Origin of the sequence: Rathayibacter sp. AY1E8, from assembly GCF_002931415.1 — a bacterium.
GTDB lineage: Bacteria > Actinomycetota > Actinomycetes > Actinomycetales > Microbacteriaceae > Rathayibacter.
The window spans coordinates 50,944-67,563 of the sequence record NZ_PSVI01000002.1; the positions used below are offsets into that span (position 1 = coordinate 50,944).

Sequence of the window (16,620 nt, forward strand, 5' to 3'; positions counted from 1 at the left end):
CAGCGGCGCTCGCGAGAACGCAGAAGTCGTCGCACTCGAGCGCGAGTGCGACGACTTCTGCGGAGTGGCTGCCGTCGCGGCGCCTGCGCTCAGATCCAGCCGCGCTCGCGGGCCTCGATGACCGCGCGCTGGCGGGTGTCGACGTCGAGCTTGCGGAGGATCGACGAGACGTGGTTGCGGACGGTGCCGGAGGAGAGGTGCAGCGCCGCGCCGATCTCGCCGATCGTCTCGCCGCGGGAGCCGGCGCTGAGCACGTCGAGCTCCCGGTCGGTCAGCGGGCTGCGCGTGTTCGCCAGGGCGTCGGCGGCGATCTCCGGATCGACGTAGCGGCGTCCGCTTGCGACCTGACGGATCACCTCGGCGACGTCCTCGACCCGGCGCGACTTCGGCAGGAAGCCGCTGACGCCCGCTCCGAGCGCTCGCCGCAGGACCCCCGGCCGCGCGTGCCGGGTGACGACCACGACCCGCGTCGCCGAGACCCGGCGCAGCCGCTCCGCCGCCTCGATCCCGTCGAGCCCGGGCATCTCGACGTCGAACAGGCACACGTCGGGCTGCAGGCGCAGCGCCTCCGCGACCGCCTGCTCGCCGTCGCGGCACTCGCCCACGATCTCGAGGTCCTCCTCGAGGCGGAGGAGCGCGTGCAGCGCCGTTCGGATCATGTCCTCGTCGTCGGCGATCAGCACCCGGATCACGAGTCGCTCCCCACCGGGAGGCGCGCGTCCAGCTGGAGGGAGCGGCGGACCGCCCCGGCGCGCAGCGTCCCCCCTGCCCGCTCGACCCGCTCCGCCATGCCGAGGACGCCCGAGCCGGTCCCGTCCGCCTCCTCCGCGTCCGGTGCCAGGTCGTTCACCGCCTCGAACCGCCACTCGTCCTGCTCCCGCGCGAGCCGCAGCCGCGCGCTGGAGCCGCCGCCGTGCTTGAGGATGTTCGTCGTCGTCTCGCGGACCACCGGCCCGAGCGTCTCGGCAGGCGCGTGAGCCGTCGCCGAGTCGACCTCGAGCTCGACGCGGAGCCCGGCCGAGCGGAGCAGGTCGGCGGCGTTGGCCAGCTCGTCGGCGAGCGGGACGCTGCGGAAGCGCGTGGCGAGCTCACGGGTGCCGGTGCGGGCGCCGTCGACCGAGCGCTGGGCGGCGCGCAGCTGCTCGAGAGCGGCCTCCGGGTCGCTGCCGAGAAGGCGCTCGGCGAGCTCGAGCTGCAGCGCGATCACCTGGAGGTGGTGCCCCTGGAGGTCGTGCACGTCGCCGGCGAGCAGCAGGCGCTCCTGGGCGGCGGCGAGCCGGCCCTCGGCGGCGCGCGCCCGGTCGAGCTCGCGGACGATGTCCCACCACCACAGCGCGCTGACGACCGTCAGGGGCAGCAGCGTCGCGAACAGCAGGAGGGTCGAGAGCGCGGCCGACGCGTCCGGCGCCGCGCGCGTCTGCTCGAGCACCGCCGCGACCGCGAGGACGATCGTGCAGAGCACCATCACCCGGAGCCGCACCCCGCTCTGCCAGGGCAGCACGGCGACCAGGGTCGCGGCGAGCGAGAGCCCGAGCGCGAGGCTCCCGGCGGCCGTGCCGGTGAGCGCGGCGGCCGCCACTCCGAGGCAGAAGACCAGGGTCGGCGCGGCCCGGAGGCGCACCGGGCCCTCGCGGTCGGCGCGCCGGTACGCGAGCGCGGTCGGCGAGAACACCGCGACCCAGGCGGCCGCGCCCAGGAAGTAGGCCCCCTTCCGCCACTCCTCGGCCTCGGCGCTCAGCACCGCCACGGACCAGACGGCCAGGACGATCACCACGAAGGAGGCGGCCGACGCGAGCGTGTACCACCAGGTCACGGCGACGCCGCGGCCCGCGCGCACGGGCGGATCCGCCTCGGTCGAGTTCACCATGCGGCCCAGGCTACGACCATGACACTTGTCACCCCTCGGGCCGTCGATCCTCCCGGGACGCGGTGACCCGGCGGCACTGCCGCAGCGGGCGCGGACACGGTCGGATGGAGGAGTCCCGAGAGCCGGGGCCACGTACCGGAAGGCACGACCATGACGATCATCAGCGACGCGATCCTCGGATTCCAGGACCTGATCGGCCGCGTTCCCGAGCTCGTGCAGCCCCTCGTCGTCGCCGCGGCCGGGGCCGTCCCCTTCATCGAGGGCGAGGGAGCGGCGAGCATCGGGATCATCGGCGGCATCCACCCGGTCGTCGCCGGGCTCGCCGGGGCGATCGGCAACTTCGTCTGCGTGGCGCTGCTCGTGCTGCTGGGCACCGGCGTCCGCTCGGCGATCACGGGCCGCTCGGAGGCGAAGCGGACGTCTCCGCGGCGCGAGAAGTTCCAGCGGGCCTTCACCCGCTACGGCGTCCCGGGCGTGAGCCTGCTGGGGCCGCTGCTGCTCCCGACGCACTTCACCGCGGTGATGCTGGCGGGCGCCGGAGTCGGCCGCGGGCGGATCCTGCTCTGGCAGGGCGTCGCGATCGCGCTGTGGACGACGGTGCTGACGGTGATCGTCGGGCTCGCGGTCTCGGGCGCGACGCAGGCGGGCTGAGCGGGCCGGACACGGTCCGGAAGCGTGCGACCCCGGTGGTGCAGAGGCGTCCGCGCCATCGGTCAGTGCCGGATGCGCCGTCCCGGTCCGCCGTCCGGGTCCGCCGGGCCGGCGGACTGCAGGTGGGTGTGCAGGCGGATGAGGGTGTCGCGCAGCCGGGTCTTGACGGTGCCGAGCGGGATCGACAGCTCCTCCGCGATCTCGGAGTGGCTGTACCCGCGGACGTAGGCGAGGTAGAGGACGTCGTGGTGGATGGCGGCGAGCTGCCGGATCGCGCCGGCCGCGGGCGCCAGGGCCAGCCGGACGTCCGAGCGCTCCCACTCGTGATCGCGCGGCCGGTCGAGGACCGTGTACTGCAGCTCCCGGCGCCGCGCCGACCGGTCCGCACGGGCACGGTCCACGGCCCGGCGGTGCGCGACCTGGGCCAGGAAGGCGAGGACGGGACGTCCCGGGTCGAGCGAGCGCGCAGTGCGCCAGAGCTCGAGGTAGACCTCCTGCGCGACCTCCTCGGCGGCGGCGCGGTCGTCGAGCACGGCGTCCGCGACGGAGACGACCCTGCCCGCGGTGAGCGAGTAGAGCTGTCGGAAGGCGGTCCGGTCGCCCGCGCAGACCCGCAGCAGCAGGGCCGCTGACCGCGCAGGGCTGTCCCCGGGCTCACGCCGCTTGCCCGTCATCGTCGACACAGGGCTCAGCCTGGCACCGCGGACGCGCTCCTCCCGAGGTCGCCCCCTGTGAGGTGGCCCCCGTTAGAGGCTCACTTTCACAGGAGTCCGCCGATGCGCGCCGCACGCCCGCCGATGCGCGGCTCCGGTCGCGCGCGGGGCCCGTGCGGCGGCACCGACGGACTCGGCCGCCCGCCCGTCAGGCGGCGACGCGCGCGTTCGACTGCGCGAGGAGAGCGACCGAGCGCAGGCGCGCCTCCGTCTGCAGCGACGCGTGGGCGACGATGACCTCGTCGGCGTCGGCGGAGCGGGCGAAGTCGGCGGCGTAGTCGGCCACCTGGTCGCCGGTGCCGACACCGGTGTAGGTGGTCATGCTCGCGACGTGGGCGCCGATCGGGGCGCTGAGCAGGGCGTCGAGCTCCTTGTCGTCGAAGGTCTGGCCGACGGGGATCTGCCCGCTCTGGCGCAGCAGCATCATCAGGCGGGCGCGCTTCATCTGCGCGAACTGCTCCTGCGCGTCCTCCTCGGTGTCGGAGGCGATGGCGTTCATCCCGGCGATCACGTAGGGCGCGTCGAGCTGCTCGGAGGGGCGGAAGCCGCGGCGGTACTCCGCGACGGCCTGGTGCAGCGCGTCCGGAGCGAAGTGCGAGGCGAACGCGTACGGCAGGCCCAGAGCGGCCGCGAGCTGCGCGCCGAAGAGCGAGGAGCCGAGGATGTAGAGGGGGACGCGGGTCCCGGCGCCCGGCGTCGCGCTCACTCCGGGGATGCGGGACTCGCCGGCGAGGAACGCCTGCAGCTCCAGCACGTCCTGCGGGAAGCGCTCGGAGGAGTCGGGGTCGCGGCGGAGCGCGCGGAAGGTCGCCTGATCGCTGCCGGGGGCGCGGCCGAGTCCGAGGTCGATCCGGCCCGGGTGCAGCGTCTCGAGGGGGCCGAACTGCTCGGCGATGGTGAGCGGGGAGTGGTTCGGCAGCATGACGCCGCCGGAGCCGAGGCGGATCGTGGAGGTCTGCGAGGCGACGTGCGCGATGAGCACAGAGGTCGCGCTGGAGGCGATGCTCGCCATGTTGTGGTGCTCGGCGTACCAGACGCGGCGGTAGCCGTTGCGCTCGGCCTCCTGGGCCAGGGCGACGGAGGCGGCGAAGCTGTCGCGAGCGGTCTCACCGGGGGCGATGGGGGCGAGGTCGAGGATGGAGAGGGGAACGCTCATGGTGAGGGCAACGCCCGCGACGGCTCCGGTGTTCCCGTCGCGGGCGCCTTCCTCAGGCCTCGGGGATGTCGCGGCCGTACGCCTCCAGCGTCACGGCCTCGGGCTCCGGTCCGCCGCGCACGCCGGCCTCGAGGGCGTCGATCCTTGCGAGCTCCGAGCCGGAGAGCGCGAAGTCGAACACGTCTATGTTCTCGGCGATGCGCTCGGGGCGGGTCGACTTCGGGATGACCTGGCGGCCCTCCTGCAGGTGCCAGCGGAGCATCACCTGCGCGGCCGTCTTCCCGTACTTGGCGCCGAGCTCGAGGAGCACCGGGTCGTCGAAGCTGCGGCGCGGGGAGTCGCGGTAGGCGGTGATGCCGCCGATCGGCGACCAGGCCTGGGTGAGGATGTCGTTCTCGCAGCCGAAGCGCTCGACCCGCCGCTGCTGGAAGTACGGGTGCACCTCGAGCTGGTTCACCGCGGGGACGACGTCGGTCTCGGCGAGCAGCGGGGTGAGGGGCTCGACCATGAAGTTGCTCACGCCGATCGCCCGCACCCTCCCGTCGGCGAGCAGCCGCTCGAGCGCCCGATAGGCGTCGAGGGTGCGGTCGAAGGCCTCGGGCAGGGCCTGGTGCAGGATCAGCAGGTCGATCCGCTCGACGCCGAGCTTGCCCGCGCTCTTGTCGAAGGCGTGCAGCGTCTCGTCGTAGCCGTAGTCGCTGATCCACACCTTCGTCTCGAGGAAGACGTCGTCGCGGCCGGCGATCGCCTCGCCCACCTCGCGCTCGTTGCCGTAGGCCGCCGCCGTGTCGATGTGCCGGTACCCCGCGTCGAGCGCGGCGGCGACGGCGGCGCGGGTCTCGTCGGGCGGAGTCTGGAAGACGCCGAGTCCGAGGGCGGGGATCTCGACACCGTTGTGGAGAGTGAACGTGTTCATGAGCCCACGCTACGTCCGCAGACGCCGAGTCGCCCGAGAAGCCGCGCGCGACTCCTCAGGCGACCCCGTCGCTCCGGCCCTGCTCAGCCGTCGATCGGCAGCAGGATCCCCTTCACCGTCTCGTCCGTGGCGAGGAACTCCTGCACGGCCGGGTCCTGGAAGGCCTGGACGAGCTTCTTCACGTTCTCGGTGTCGCGGTACTTCGAGCCGATGGTGAGCTGCCCGGCGAAGTCGTCGGGGGCCTGCGGGGCGAAGATCTGCTGCTCGATCGGGATGCCGGCGGCGAGGTAGTACTCGGTGTAGCCGACGGCCGCGTCGAGGTCCGGCAGCGCGCGCGACTGGGCGGCGAAGTCGAGCAGCGTGAACTGCAGGTTCTTCGGGTTCTCGGCGATGTCGTCCTGGGTCGCGGTGCCCGGCTCCGTGCCCGGCTTCAGCGTGATCAGGCCGGCGTTCTGCAGCAGCCAGAGGCCCTGCGCCTCGTTGGCGGGATCGGAGTAGAGCGAGACCGTGCCGCCGTCGGGGATCTGGGAGACGTCGGAGTACTTGTCGCTCCAGAGCCCGAAGCCCCAGCGGAAGACGGGGGTGGCCGCCTCCTCCTCGAAGTCGGGGTTGGCCTCGAGCACCTGTCCCAGCCAGAGCTTGTGCTGGTACACCGTGGCCGCGACCTCGCCCTCGCTCACCGCGCGGTTGATGGTGTTGCTGTCCGAGAGCCCCTTGAAGGCGACGGTGATGCCGTAGCGCGGCGCCACCTCCTCCGCGACGAAGTCGACCAGGGCCTGCTCGGAGGCGTTGCCCTCGGCGGTCGCGACGTAGAGCGTCGCGCCCTCCTGCTCGTTGGCCGAGACGGCGGGGGAGAGGAGCGGGACGGCGATCGCGGAGGCGACGCCGACCACGACGACGGCCGCTCCGGCGATCCAGGGCCAGCGGCGCTTCTTCTTGAGATCGAATCCGAGGTCGTCGGGAGTGGACATGGCGGTGCCTTTCGAAGAGGGGGTGCGCGGGCGCGCGGGAGGGACGCCCGAGGGCGCAGGAGGAGGAGTGGTGGTTCTAGACGGCGGCCGCGACCCGGGGCGCTCGCCGCGAGCGGGAGGCGCCGGGCGTGGTCGCGCGGACGAGGGCGTCGCCGGTGAGCTGCACGGTCGCGACGGTGGCGACCAGGATCACGATGGTGGCGAGCATGACGGTGGTGTCGAAGCGCTGGTAGCCGTAGGTCACCGCGACATAGCCGATGCCCCCGGCGCCGATCGTGCCGGCGATCGCCGAGTACTCGATCATCGCGATCGTGTTGATCGTCAGGCCGCCGATGATCTGCGGAACCGCCTCGCTCAGCTGGGCGGTCCGCACCACCTGCAGCCGCGACGCTCCGGAGGCGCGGGCGACGCGGGTGAGCGAGAGCGGCACGCTGCGCAGCGCGTTCTCGACGATCCGGGTGAAGAAGGCGATCCCCGCGATCGACATCGGCACGACGGCGGCCGCGATCCCGATGTTGGTGCCGGTGATCAGGCGCGTGAACGGCATGATCGACGCTATCAGGATGAGGAACGGCAGCGAGCGGCCGACGCTGATGACGGCGCTGAGCACCTGGTGGGCGGCCCGGTTCTCGGCCAGCCCGCCCGGAGCGAGGTTGTGCACGAGAGCGCCCAGCGGCACGCCGACCAGCACCACGATCGCCATGACGATGCCGACCATGATCAGCGTCTCGCCGAGCGCCGGCAGCACCAGCGCGGGGATCTGCTCGAGCGGGACCTTGTTGTCGAGGTGGAGGATCATGCCGCCACCTCCTCGGCGAGGACGCGCACGCCGGCGGGCCGGACCGACAGGCCGAGCTCGGCCGCCGCACGGGTGAGCCGCGCCTCGTCGACCGGGCCGAGCCCGATCGTCGCGTGGCCGACCGCCTGCCCGTCCACCGTCTCGATCGCCGCGCCGAGCAGCGAGACGGGGCCGACCGCCTCCGCGAGCCGGGTGACCCAGTCGGTCGGCACTCCGGAGCGGGAGTAGCCCACCACCCATTCGCCCAGACCCGGGCCGGGCGCGACGGAGGGGCGCACCGGGTTGAGGGCGAGGCCGAGCGGGGACGCGGGGTCGCGCAGCAGGTCGACGAGGCGCCCCGACTCCACGATGCGGCCGTGGTCGAGGCGGGCGACGGAGTCGGCCACCTGGCGCACCGTCTCCATCTCGTGGGTGATGAAGAGGATCGAGAGGCCCAGGTCGTCGCGCAGCTCCTTCAGGAGCGTGGTGATCGCGGTGGTCGAGGCGGGGTCGAGGCCTGAGGTGGCCTCGTCCGAGAGCAGCACCGAGGGGCGGAGGGCGAGCGCGCGGGCGATGCCGACGCGCTGGCGCTGACCGCCGGAGAGCTGGTGCGGGTAGTAGCGCGCGCGGTCCGAGAGGCCGACGCGCTCGAGCAGCTCCGCGACGCGGCGCTTCGTCTCGGCGGCGGTGACGCCGAGGTACTCCAGCGGAAGGGCCACGTTCTGCTCGGCCGTGCGGCGGCTGAAGAGTCCGTCGGACTGGAAGACGGTGCCGATGCGGCGGCGGGCGACGCGCAGCCGCTCCTCCGAGAGCTGCGAGAGCGCCTCCCCGTTGACGACGACCGTGCCCGAGGTGGGCCGCTCGAGGAGGTTCACGCAGGCGGCGAGCGTGCTCTTGCCCGCACCGCTCGGGCCGACGACGGCGAAGATCTCGCCGGTCGCGACCGAGAAGTCGAGGCGGTCGAGCACGGTCGCCGGACCGTACGACTTGCTGAGCTGCTCGAGCCGGATCATCGCGTTCCTTCGGACGGGTCGGGCGGCCGCGGCCTCTCCGCGTCGTCCCGGACACGATGATGGAGCACCGCGGGCCCGCCCGTCCCGGCCCGCGTCGCCCGGCGTAACCCTTCGTCGCCGGGCGTAACAGTGCGCGGGGCGGAGGGGGTCGCTCATGCCGGTCCCGCCGCTGCCGGGCGCTCCCGCTCAGCTCGCGGCGGCCGCCGCGCGGGGGCTCTCGGCGCTCGCCTCGCGGTCGAAGCGCTCGCGGCTGAAGACCTGGTCGGCTGTCGTCAGGGCGAGGCCGATCACGCCGGCCAGCTCGCCCAGGTCCGACGTGTGGATGGTCAGGTGCCGCGTGGCGAGCGGGTGGGTGCGCAGGTAGACGCGCTCGCGCAGGCCCGACATCAGCACCTCGCCGCAGTCGCCGAGCTGGCCCGAGATCACGATGGTCCGCGGGTTGAGGATGTTGACGAGGTCGGCGACCGCCTCGCCGAGGACGCGGCCGGCCTGGCGCACCGCCTGGGTGGCGCGCATGTCGCCGCGGAGCACGCGGGCCGTGACGTCGGCGACGTGCTTGATCGAGGGGTCGTCGGCCGAGAGGTCGCGGACGAGGGCCCAGCCGCTCGCATACGCCTCCACGCAGCCGGCGTTGCCGCAGCGGCAGGGCAGCGGATCCGCGTCGACCGTGCCCGTGACCGCGCGGGTGTGGCCGATGTCGCCGGCCGCGCCGACGGCTCCGCGGATCGTCGCTCCGTTGAAGACGAGGCCCGAGCCGATGCCGGTGCCGAGCTTCAGGCTGATCAGGTTGTCGGAGCCGTGGTGGCGCGACTCGGCGAGGGCGCGGGCGTTCGCGTCGTTCTCGATGACGACCTGCACGCCCTCGTAGGGCTGGGCGAAGTAGCCGGCGATGTCGAAGTCGTCCCAGCCGGTCATGATCGGCGGATTGCGCACGCGCCCGGCGGCGAACTCGACCGGCCCCGGGACTCCGACGCCGATGCCGGCGACCGCGTCGCCCTGCTGCAGCCGCTCGAACGCGGCGAGCACCAGCGAGAGCACGGCGTCCGGTCCCTCCCAGACGTCGACGACGCCGCTCTCGTGCCGGAGGGGGGTGCCGCGCAGGTCGCAGGCGGCGGCGACGAATCCGCTCGCCCCGATGTCGGCGGTGAGGAACACCGTGCCGACCAGGTTCATCGCGAACATGCTCGAGGGGCGCCCGCCGGTCGACTCGCCGCCGGTGGTGGGGGCGATCAGGCCGAGCTCCACGAGGGTCGCGAGGCGCTGGTTGACGGTGGAGCGGGAGAGCCCCGTCTGCTCCATCGCCGCGTTGCGCGAGATCTCGCCCTGCTCGCGGAACAGCGCGAGGACGTCGGCCACGTGCGAACCGGCCTCGCCGGTGGAGTACCCCGTCATCGCTCCCCCTCTTGTCACGGTCAGCGTACATGCCTGCCGACGGGAAGCCTGAAGTTCCCCGACTTTCGTATTGCGGTAACGCGAAAGCGCCGGTAGTTTTCACACACCGGCACGCAGTGGTGCCACTGATCCTCAAGGATGACGATGAACCGCACAGCACGCCGCCTCCTCCCGGTTCTCGCACCGGTCGGCGCCCTCGCACTCCTCCTCACCGGCTGCGCCTCGGGTGGCGACACGGCCGCCGGCGGCTCCGGATCGACCAAGGTCGCCGCGGTCATCAAGGGCCTCGACAACCCCTTCTTCCAGGCGATGGAGAACGGCATCGAGGACACCGCGAAGGACGACTCCGTGGACGTCTCGGTGCAGGCCGCCGCCGACATCGGCGACACCACCGGCCAGGCCGACAAGCTCACCACCGTCGCCGGCCAGGACTTCGGCTGCCTCATCGTCAACCCGATCAGCGGCACGAACCTGGTGCAGGCCCTCGCCTCCGCCACCGGCAAGACGATTGTCAACATCGACAGCCCGCTCGACCCCGACGCGGTCGAGGCCGCGAACCTCGACGTGACCACCTACATCGGCACCGACAACGAGGCCGCGGGCGGCAAGGCCGGCGACTTCCTCCTGCAGCAGCTGCCCGCCGGCTCCGAGGTCGCCGTCATCGGCGGAGTCTCGGGAGACGTCACCAGCGCCGCCCGCGTCGACGGCTTCACCGCCGCGATCGGCTCCGACCTCACCGTCGTCCAGGAGGCCGCGGCCGACTGGAAGCGCGAGGTCGCGCTGACCAAGGCGACCGACATCCTCGCCGCGAACCCCGACGTGAAGGCGTTCTTCGCCGCGAACGACGACATGGGCCTCGGCATCGTCAAGGCCGTCGAGAACGCGGGCCTCACCGGCTCCGTCCAGGTGGTCAGCGTCGACGGCAACGAGGACGCGCTGCAGTCGGTGAAGGACGGCGGCCTCACCGCCACCGTCGCCCAGTACCCCTACGCGATCGGCCAGCTCGGCGTGCAGGCGTGCGAGGCCGTCGGCGCCGGCGAGGAGATCCCCGCCGAGATCGAGTCGCCCACCGCGCTCGTGACCTCCGAGACCGCGGAGCAGGCCCTCGGCGCCTTCCCCCAGCCGTTCGAGGAGTTCGACAACCCGCTCGCCGCGCTCGTCCCCAGCAAGTAGGACCTCCCGCCCATGGCAACCCAGGAAGCGACCATGACCTCAGTCACCGCCCGACCCCCGGCCAGCGCCTCCCCGCTGCTGGCGAACCTCCGTCAGCTCAGCTTCTGGGCCGAGAACGCCGCACCGATCGGGCTCGTCGCCCTGGTGATCGTGTTCTCGATCGCGACGCCGACGTTCCTCAGCCTCGGCAACATCAAGGCGATGCTCGTCGCCGCCGCGATCCTGGTCATCCTCTCGATCGGCCAGTCCTTCGTCATCACCACCGGCGGCATCGACCTCTCGATCTCGGCGACGATGACCGTCGGAGCGGTCGGCTTCGGCCTCGGCTGGAGCGCCGGCTGGGGCTTCTGGCTCTCGGCGCTCGCGGCCCTGCTCTTCGCGGGGCTGATCGGAGTGATCAACGGCTTCCTGATCGCGAAGGGCAAGGTCACCGACTTCATCGCGACACTGGGCACGCTCTCGGTGGCGACCGGCCTCGCGCTGATCGTCTCCGACGGCAAGCCGATCGCGGTCGGCAGCCCCGAGCTGCTCCGCCTCACCACCGGCTCGATCGGGATCATCGGCTACCCGATCATCCTGGCCGCGGTCATCGGAGTCGTCGCCTGGGTCGTCATGTTCCGCACCCGCTTCGGCCTGCACGTGCAGGCGGTCGGCGGCAACGAGGAGAGCGCGGTCGCCAACGGTATCAAGGCAGGACGCGTGCGCATCGCGGTGTACATCATCGCCGCCGTCCTCGCCGGAGTCGGCTCGCTCCTCCTCGTCGCCCGCGTCGGCGCCGCGGAGCCGGCCATCAACACGCAGTACCTGCTCAACTCCATCGCGGCCGTCGTGCTCGGCGGAGTGAGCCTCACCGGCGGCAAGGCCAAGATCGTCGGCCCGATCATCGGAGCGTTCCTCCTGACCGCGCTGACCAACGGCCTGACCCTGCTCGGCGTCTCGCAGTTCTACCAGCCCCTCGCCGTCGGCCTGGTGGTCGTGCTCGCCGCCCTCATCACCCGCTACCAGAAGAAGTGAGCCCAGCCATGACCAGCGACATCCTGCTCGAAGCGCGGGACATCAAGAAGTCCTTCGGCGGCGTCCACGCTCTCAAGGGAGCGTCGATGTCGATGCGCCGCGGCGAGATCACCGCCCTGATCGGCGACAACGGCGCGGGCAAGTCCACCCTCGTCCGCTGCCTCTCCGGAGTGCACCCCGCCGACTCCGGCACCATCACCCTCGACGGCGACGTGGTGCACTTCACCACTCCGCTCGGCGCCCGGGACGGCGGCATCGAGACGGTGCACCAGACCCTCGCCCTGGTCGAGGACCTGACCGTGTGGCAGAACTTCTTCCTCGGCCGCGAGCTCACCAAGGGCGTGCCCGGGGTGCGGTTCCTGGACCGGACTCAGATGAAGAAGACGGCCCAGGAGCTGCTCGGCGACCTCGCCGTGAACGTCCCGCCGGTCACCAGCAAGGTCCGCCGCCTCTCGGGCGGCCAGCGCCAGGCGGTCGCGATCGCCCGGGCCGCGGGCTGGGGCAGCAAGATCGTGATCATGGACGAGCCGACCGCGGCGCTCGGCGTCCAGGAGACGGCGCGCGTCGAGAAGATCATCCTCAAGCTGCGCGACGCCGGAGTGGCCGTGCTGCTGATCAGCCACAACTTCGACCAGGTGATGCGCCTGAGCGACCAGGTGTGGGTGATGCGCGCGGGCCTCGCCGTCGCCGGCCGCCGCACCGCCGAGACCAGCGGCGACGAGCTCGTCTCGCTGATCACGGGCGCGAAGGCCGCCTGATGCACCCCGAGTTCCTGCACCGCGGGAGCACGGAGCGCTCGTCGCCGATCGGGGTCCACGCGGGCCTGCTCGTCGGCGACTGGACGCCGGAGTCGGGGCGCCGCGCGATCGGCGCCGCCGCCTCGATCGGCTTCGACCTGATCGAGATCCCGGCTCCCGCCGACCCCGACGCCTCCGCGTGGACCGCCGACCTGCTCGACGAGCACGGGATCGACGCGGTCGTCTCGCTCGCGCTGGACGCCGACTCCGACATCACCGACCAAGCCACGGCCGGCCGCGGCGAGGAGCGGCTCCTGGCGGCCGTGCGGTTCGCCGAGGCGATCGGCGCGCGGTACGTCGGCGGAGTCACCTACTCGGCCATGCGCAAGTACGAGCACGCGGCCGACATGGCTGCCCGCTCGCGCTCGCTCGACGTGCTGCGGCGGGTCGCCGCGGCCGCCGCTCCCGCCGGCGTCGTCGTCGGAGCGGAGTACGTGAACCGCTACGAGAGCAACCTGCTGAACACGGCCGCCCAGACCGCCGCGTTCCTCCGCGAGCTCGACGCGCCGAACGTGCTCCTGCACCTCGACACGTTCCACGCCCACCTCGAGGAGGTCGACCTCGCGAGCGCCGTCCGCGACGCCGGCGACCTGCTCGGCTACCTCCACGCCTCCGAGAACCACCGCGGAGAGCCGGGCACAGGGAGCACCGACTGGACCGGGCTCGCGGCGGCGCTCGCCGACTCCGGCTACCGCGGCCCGCTCACCCTCGAGAGCTTCTCGCCCGCCGTCCAGCCCCCGGCCTCGGCCGAGGGCATGGGCCTCTGGCGCGAGCTCTGGCACGACCCCGTCGCCCTCGCGACCTCCGGCCACGCGTTCCTCGCGGACCTGCTCGACACCGACCCCGCGGCCCGACGCCGCCCCTGAACCTCTCGAACCAAGGAGCACCACCATGACCACGAACCCTCTCGGAGTGCACGCCCTCGTCTTCGCCGGCGGCACCACCCCCGACGAAGTGACCGCGACGATCGAGCAGACCAAGGCGGCCGGATTCGACCTGCTGGAGCTCTCGCTGCACGACGTGCAGAACCTCGACACCGCCTCCGCCCGCGCCGCCCTCGAGGCGAACGACCTCGGCATCGTCTGCTCGCGCGGCCTCGCCTTCTCGGCCGACGTCTCCAGCGACGACCCGGAGGTGGTGGCCCGCGGCGCGAAGCTGCTCGCCGACTCCCTCGAGACCACCCACGCGCTCGGCGGCACCCACTTCACCGGCGCCCTCTACAGCGCGCTCGGCAAGTACAGCGCGCCCCTCTCGGCCGCGGGCCGCGCGAACGTCGTCTCGGTGCTGACCGACCTCGCCGCCGAGGCCTCGACGAAGGGCATGACCCTCGGCCTCGAGATCTGCAACCGCTACGAGACCAACGTCATCAACACCGCCGCGGACGCCCTGCGCCTCGCCGACGACATCGGCGCCGACAACGTCCTGATCCACCTGGACACGTACCACATGAACATCGAGGAGGACGACTTCTTCCGCCCGGTGCTGCTGGTCGGGGATCGTCTCGGGTATGTCCACATCGGCGAGAACCACCGCGGCTACCTCGGCAGCGGCCACCTCGACTTCACGACGTTCTTCCACGCCCTCGCCGCGATCGACTACCGCGGACCCATCACCTTCGAGTCGTTCTCGTCGGCCGTCGTCTCGCCGACCCTCTCGAACGACCTGGCCGTGTGGCGGAACCTCTGGAACGACGGCCCCGCGCTCGCCCGCCACGCCCACGGCTTCCTGGTGAACGCGCTGGAGAGCAGCCGTGGCGAGGCCTGAGACCGAGGTCGCGCCCGACGCGGTGCGGCCCGGCCTCGACGAGCTGGCCGGGCGCGCGCTCGCGCTGACCTCGCCGGGCCGCCGTGCGATCATCGCGATCGCCGGCAGCCCCGGGGCCGGCAAGACCACGCTCGCCCGGGCCGTGGTCGCCCGCGCGAACGAGCTCGCGGGGGAGGGGACCGCCGCCTTCGTGCCGATGGACGGCTTCCACCTCGCCAACGCCACGCTCGACGAGCTCGGCCGCCACGACCGCAAGGGCGCCCTCGACACGTTCGACGGCTGGGGCTTCCTCGCCCTGGTGCGGAGGCTGCGCGCCGAGACCGACCACGTCGTCTACGCGCCCACCTTCGAGCGGACCGTCGACGAGGGAGTGGCCGGCGCGCTGGCCGTGCACCCCTCCGCGTCGCTCGTCGTGCTGGAGGGCAACTACCTCCTCGTCGACGAGGGCCCGTGGGCGCTGCTGCGCGCCGAGTTCGACGAGGCCTGGTTCTGCGCGACTCCCGAGACCGAGCGCTTCGAGCGCCTGGTCGACCGCCACGTCTCCTTCGGCCGTGCCCCCGAGGCGGCCTCCGCCTGGGCCTCCGAGGTCGACGGGCGGAACGCGCTGCTGATCGAGGCCACCCGCGACCGCGCCGACCTGATCGTGTCGGGGACGGCGGCGGGGGTGGTCTGACGCCCGATGTGGCGGAGGAGCGGTCCGCTTCGGGGCGCGACCTCGGCTCTCGGGCGGGTCCGGCCGGTCGATCGGGCGGACGACGGAGGACCCGTCGCCCGGCGGATGCGGTCTCGACGGGTCGGGTGCCAGGCTCGAGGGATGGACGACTCGACACGGAACTCCACGGAACAGCCCTCTCCCACCACCCCGCCGCCGTCCCCGACACGATCAGGTCGGCGCGGTCGCGGGTGGCCTCGATCAGCAGCGCGTTCCGCCCGTCGACCTCGGAGGCCCAGGCGGAGGCCGCCTCGGGGGCACGGCCGAAGGAGACGTGGCGGTCGACCAGGCGCTCGAAGCGCTCGGTCTAGGGAGTCGCGCAGAACCAGGCCTCGTCGAACTCGGCGCGCAGCAGCGCCCACGGGCCGTCGTCGACGAGGAGGTAGTTGCCCTCCAGCACGACGAGCGACGCGGAGGGGTGCACGGCCAGCGCGCCGGCCACTCCCTCGTCGACGGTCCGCTCGAAGGTGGGCGCGTAGACGACGTGGTCGGTCTCGGCGCGCAGCCTCCGCACCAGGGCGAGGAAGCCCCAGCCGTCGAACGTGTCGAGGGCGCCCTTGCGGTCGTGGCGGCCGAGCTCGTCGAGCGTGGCGTTGGCGAGGTGGAAGCCGTCCATCGGCACGAAGGCGGCGGTCCCCTCCCCCGCGAGCTCGTTCGCGCGGGCGACCACGGCCCGGGCGAGCGTGGTCTTGCCGGCCCCGGGGCTGCCGGCGATCGCGATGATCGCACGGCGGCCCGGCGAGGTCAGCGCGAGCGCGCGCCCGGCCAGCTCGTCGAGGCCGGGCCGCACCGCGTCGGGCGCGACCTCGGTCTCAGGCCTCGCCACGGCTGCTCTCCAGCGCGTTCACCAGGAAGCCGTGGGCGTGGCGGGCGAGCGCGGGGCCGTCGTTCCAGAGGTTCCGCCACACGGCCAGGTCGTTCGAGAGGGTCGGCGAGACGACGGCCGACGAGAACGACTCGAAGGTGATGGGTCCGCGGTAGTCGATCGCGGCGAGGGCGTGGAAGAACGTCGTGAAGTCGAGGTGGCCGCTGCCGAGGTAGCCGCGGTGGTTCTCGCCGATGTGGACATACCCGAGACGATCCCCGACCAGCAGCACCGGGCGGAAGAAGTCGTCCTCCTCGATGTTCATGTGGTACGTGTCCAGGTGGATCAGGACGTTGTCGGCGCCGATGTCGTCGGCGAGGCGCAGGGCGTCCGCGGCGGTGTTGATGACGTTGGTCTCGTAGCGGTTGCAGATCTCGAGGCCGAGGGTCATGCCCTTCGTCGAGGCCTCGGCGGCGAGGTCGGTCAGCACCGAGACGACGTTCGCGCGGCCCGCGGCCGAGAGGGGCGCGCTGTACTTGCCGAGCGCGCTGTAGAGGGCGCCGGTGAAGTGGGTGCCGCCGAGCGCGTGGGTGGTCTCGAGGGAGTCGGCGAGCAGCTTCGCGCCGCGGGCCACCACCTCCGGGTCGTCGCTGGAGGCGTCGGCCGCGAAGGCGCGGGCGCGCGAGCAGAGGATGCCGGGGTCGTTCGCTCCGAGGGCGGCGCGGGCGGAGGCGGTGTCGAGGGTCTGCCCGTCGTGCAGCGAGAGCTCCAGCAGGTCGAATCCGGACGCCTTGGTCTGCTCGATCGTCGCGGTCACTTCGTCGGGGGTGGTGCCGCCGGCGAAGACGAGGGCGTGCACTCCGAGAGGGTTCGTGGTCATGGTGGTGCTCCTTGGTTC

General features: G+C 72.7%; 18 protein-coding genes. 7 read left to right on the top strand and 11 right to left on the bottom strand.

Features of this window, described 5'->3' with window-relative positions; genetic code table 11:
• Positions 1–89 precede the first annotated feature (89 nt).
• Together C5C74_RS01105 and C5C74_RS01110 are read right to left on the bottom strand one after the other, a co-directional pair.
• On the bottom strand, positions 90–692 hold the full coding sequence (locus C5C74_RS01105; protein ID WP_104350828.1) for a response regulator transcription factor: 603 nt from the start codon (positions 690–692) through the stop codon (positions 90–92).
• On the bottom strand, positions 689–1,867 hold the full coding sequence (locus C5C74_RS01110) for a sensor histidine kinase (protein ID WP_104350829.1): 1,179 nt from the start codon (positions 1,865–1,867) through the stop codon (positions 689–691). The genes C5C74_RS01105 and C5C74_RS01110 overlap by 4 nt, the downstream gene beginning before the upstream one ends.
• A 150-nt stretch (positions 1,868–2,017) precedes the next feature.
• On the opposite strand from C5C74_RS01110, the gene C5C74_RS01115 reads away from it, so the two are divergent.
• Positions 2,018–2,518 (top strand): small multidrug efflux protein, encoded by a 501-nt coding sequence (locus C5C74_RS01115; RefSeq protein WP_104222703.1) that lies wholly within the window; start codon positions 2,018–2,020, stop codon positions 2,516–2,518.
• A 62-nt stretch (positions 2,519–2,580) separates the two neighbouring features.
• On the opposite strand, the gene C5C74_RS01120 is transcribed toward C5C74_RS01115, so the two are convergent.
• The 7 genes from C5C74_RS01120 to C5C74_RS01150 all read right to left on the bottom strand — a co-directional run bounded on the left by C5C74_RS01120 (position 2,581) and on the right by C5C74_RS01150 (position 9,457).
• Positions 2,581–3,192 carry a sigma-70 family RNA polymerase sigma factor gene (locus tag C5C74_RS01120; protein ID WP_244229683.1) on the bottom strand — a complete coding sequence of 204 codons (612 nt, stop codon included), beginning with the start codon at positions 3,190–3,192 and terminating at the stop codon, positions 2,581–2,583.
• 187 nt (positions 3,193–3,379) lie between these two features.
• A complete protein-coding gene (locus tag C5C74_RS01125) occupies positions 3,380–4,387 on the bottom strand; it encodes an LLM class flavin-dependent oxidoreductase (protein WP_104350830.1) in 1,008 nt (335 codons plus the stop codon).
• Between the two features lie 52 nt (positions 4,388–4,439).
• Positions 4,440–5,303, bottom strand: coding sequence for an aldo/keto reductase (locus tag C5C74_RS01130; protein ID WP_104350831.1), 864 nt, complete (start codon positions 5,301–5,303; stop codon positions 4,440–4,442).
• A gap of 83 nt (positions 5,304–5,386) precedes the next feature.
• A complete protein-coding gene (locus C5C74_RS01135) occupies positions 5,387–6,274 on the bottom strand; it encodes a MetQ/NlpA family ABC transporter substrate-binding protein (RefSeq protein ID WP_104225807.1) in 888 nt (295 codons plus the stop codon).
• A 76-nt stretch (positions 6,275–6,350) separates the two neighbouring features.
• Positions 6,351–7,073, bottom strand: a complete 723-nt coding sequence (locus C5C74_RS01140) for a methionine ABC transporter permease (protein ID WP_104350832.1) — start codon at positions 7,071–7,073, stop codon at positions 6,351–6,353.
• Positions 7,070–8,065, bottom strand: a complete 996-nt coding sequence (locus C5C74_RS01145; protein ID WP_104222709.1) for a methionine ABC transporter ATP-binding protein — start codon at positions 8,063–8,065, stop codon at positions 7,070–7,072. Before C5C74_RS01145 ends, C5C74_RS01140 begins: the two co-directional genes overlap by 4 nt.
• 186 nt (positions 8,066–8,251) lie before the next feature.
• Complete coding sequence (locus tag C5C74_RS01150; RefSeq protein WP_104350833.1) at positions 8,252–9,457, bottom strand: ROK family transcriptional regulator; 1,206 nt, start codon at positions 9,455–9,457, stop codon at positions 8,252–8,254.
• A 144-nt stretch (positions 9,458–9,601) separates the two neighbouring features.
• Between C5C74_RS01150 and C5C74_RS01155 the strand changes: the two genes are divergently transcribed.
• Genes C5C74_RS01155 through C5C74_RS01180 form a run of 6 tightly spaced genes read left to right on the top strand, consistent with a single transcriptional unit; the run spans position 9,602 to position 14,878 of the window.
• Positions 9,602–10,630, top strand: coding sequence for a substrate-binding domain-containing protein (locus C5C74_RS01155; RefSeq protein ID WP_104222713.1), 1,029 nt, complete (start codon positions 9,602–9,604; stop codon positions 10,628–10,630).
• Positions 10,631–10,663: 33 nt separating this feature from the next.
• A complete protein-coding gene (locus tag C5C74_RS01160) occupies positions 10,664–11,644 on the top strand; it encodes an ABC transporter permease (protein ID WP_104350834.1) in 981 nt (326 codons plus the stop codon).
• A gap of 8 nt (positions 11,645–11,652) precedes the next feature.
• On the top strand, positions 11,653–12,402 hold the full coding sequence (locus C5C74_RS01165) for an ATP-binding cassette domain-containing protein (RefSeq protein WP_104222715.1): 750 nt from the start codon (positions 11,653–11,655) through the stop codon (positions 12,400–12,402).
• A complete protein-coding gene (locus C5C74_RS01170; RefSeq protein ID WP_104350835.1) occupies positions 12,402–13,307 on the top strand; it encodes a sugar phosphate isomerase/epimerase in 906 nt (301 codons plus the stop codon). The genes C5C74_RS01165 and C5C74_RS01170 overlap by 1 nt, the downstream gene beginning before the upstream one ends.
• A gap of 25 nt (positions 13,308–13,332) precedes the next feature.
• On the top strand, positions 13,333–14,205 hold the full coding sequence (locus C5C74_RS01175; RefSeq protein WP_104225811.1) for a sugar phosphate isomerase/epimerase: 873 nt from the start codon (positions 13,333–13,335) through the stop codon (positions 14,203–14,205).
• The gene (locus C5C74_RS01180) at positions 14,192–14,878 is read left to right on the top strand and encodes a nucleoside/nucleotide kinase family protein (RefSeq protein WP_219813433.1); all 687 of its coding nucleotides are present in this window, start codon (positions 14,192–14,194) and stop codon (positions 14,876–14,878) included. Before C5C74_RS01175 ends, C5C74_RS01180 begins: the two co-directional genes overlap by 14 nt.
• A gap of 346 nt (positions 14,879–15,224) precedes the next feature.
• On the opposite strand, the gene C5C74_RS01185 is transcribed toward C5C74_RS01180, so the two are convergent.
• Both C5C74_RS01185 and C5C74_RS01190 read right to left on the bottom strand, forming a co-directional pair.
• Positions 15,225–15,743, bottom strand: coding sequence for a nucleoside/nucleotide kinase family protein (locus C5C74_RS01185; RefSeq protein ID WP_374953480.1), 519 nt, complete (start codon positions 15,741–15,743; stop codon positions 15,225–15,227).
• On the bottom strand, positions 15,730–16,602 hold the full coding sequence (locus C5C74_RS01190) for a sugar phosphate isomerase/epimerase (RefSeq protein WP_104350836.1): 873 nt from the start codon (positions 16,600–16,602) through the stop codon (positions 15,730–15,732). Before C5C74_RS01190 ends, C5C74_RS01185 begins: the two co-directional genes overlap by 14 nt.
• Positions 16,603–16,620 lie beyond the last annotated feature (18 nt).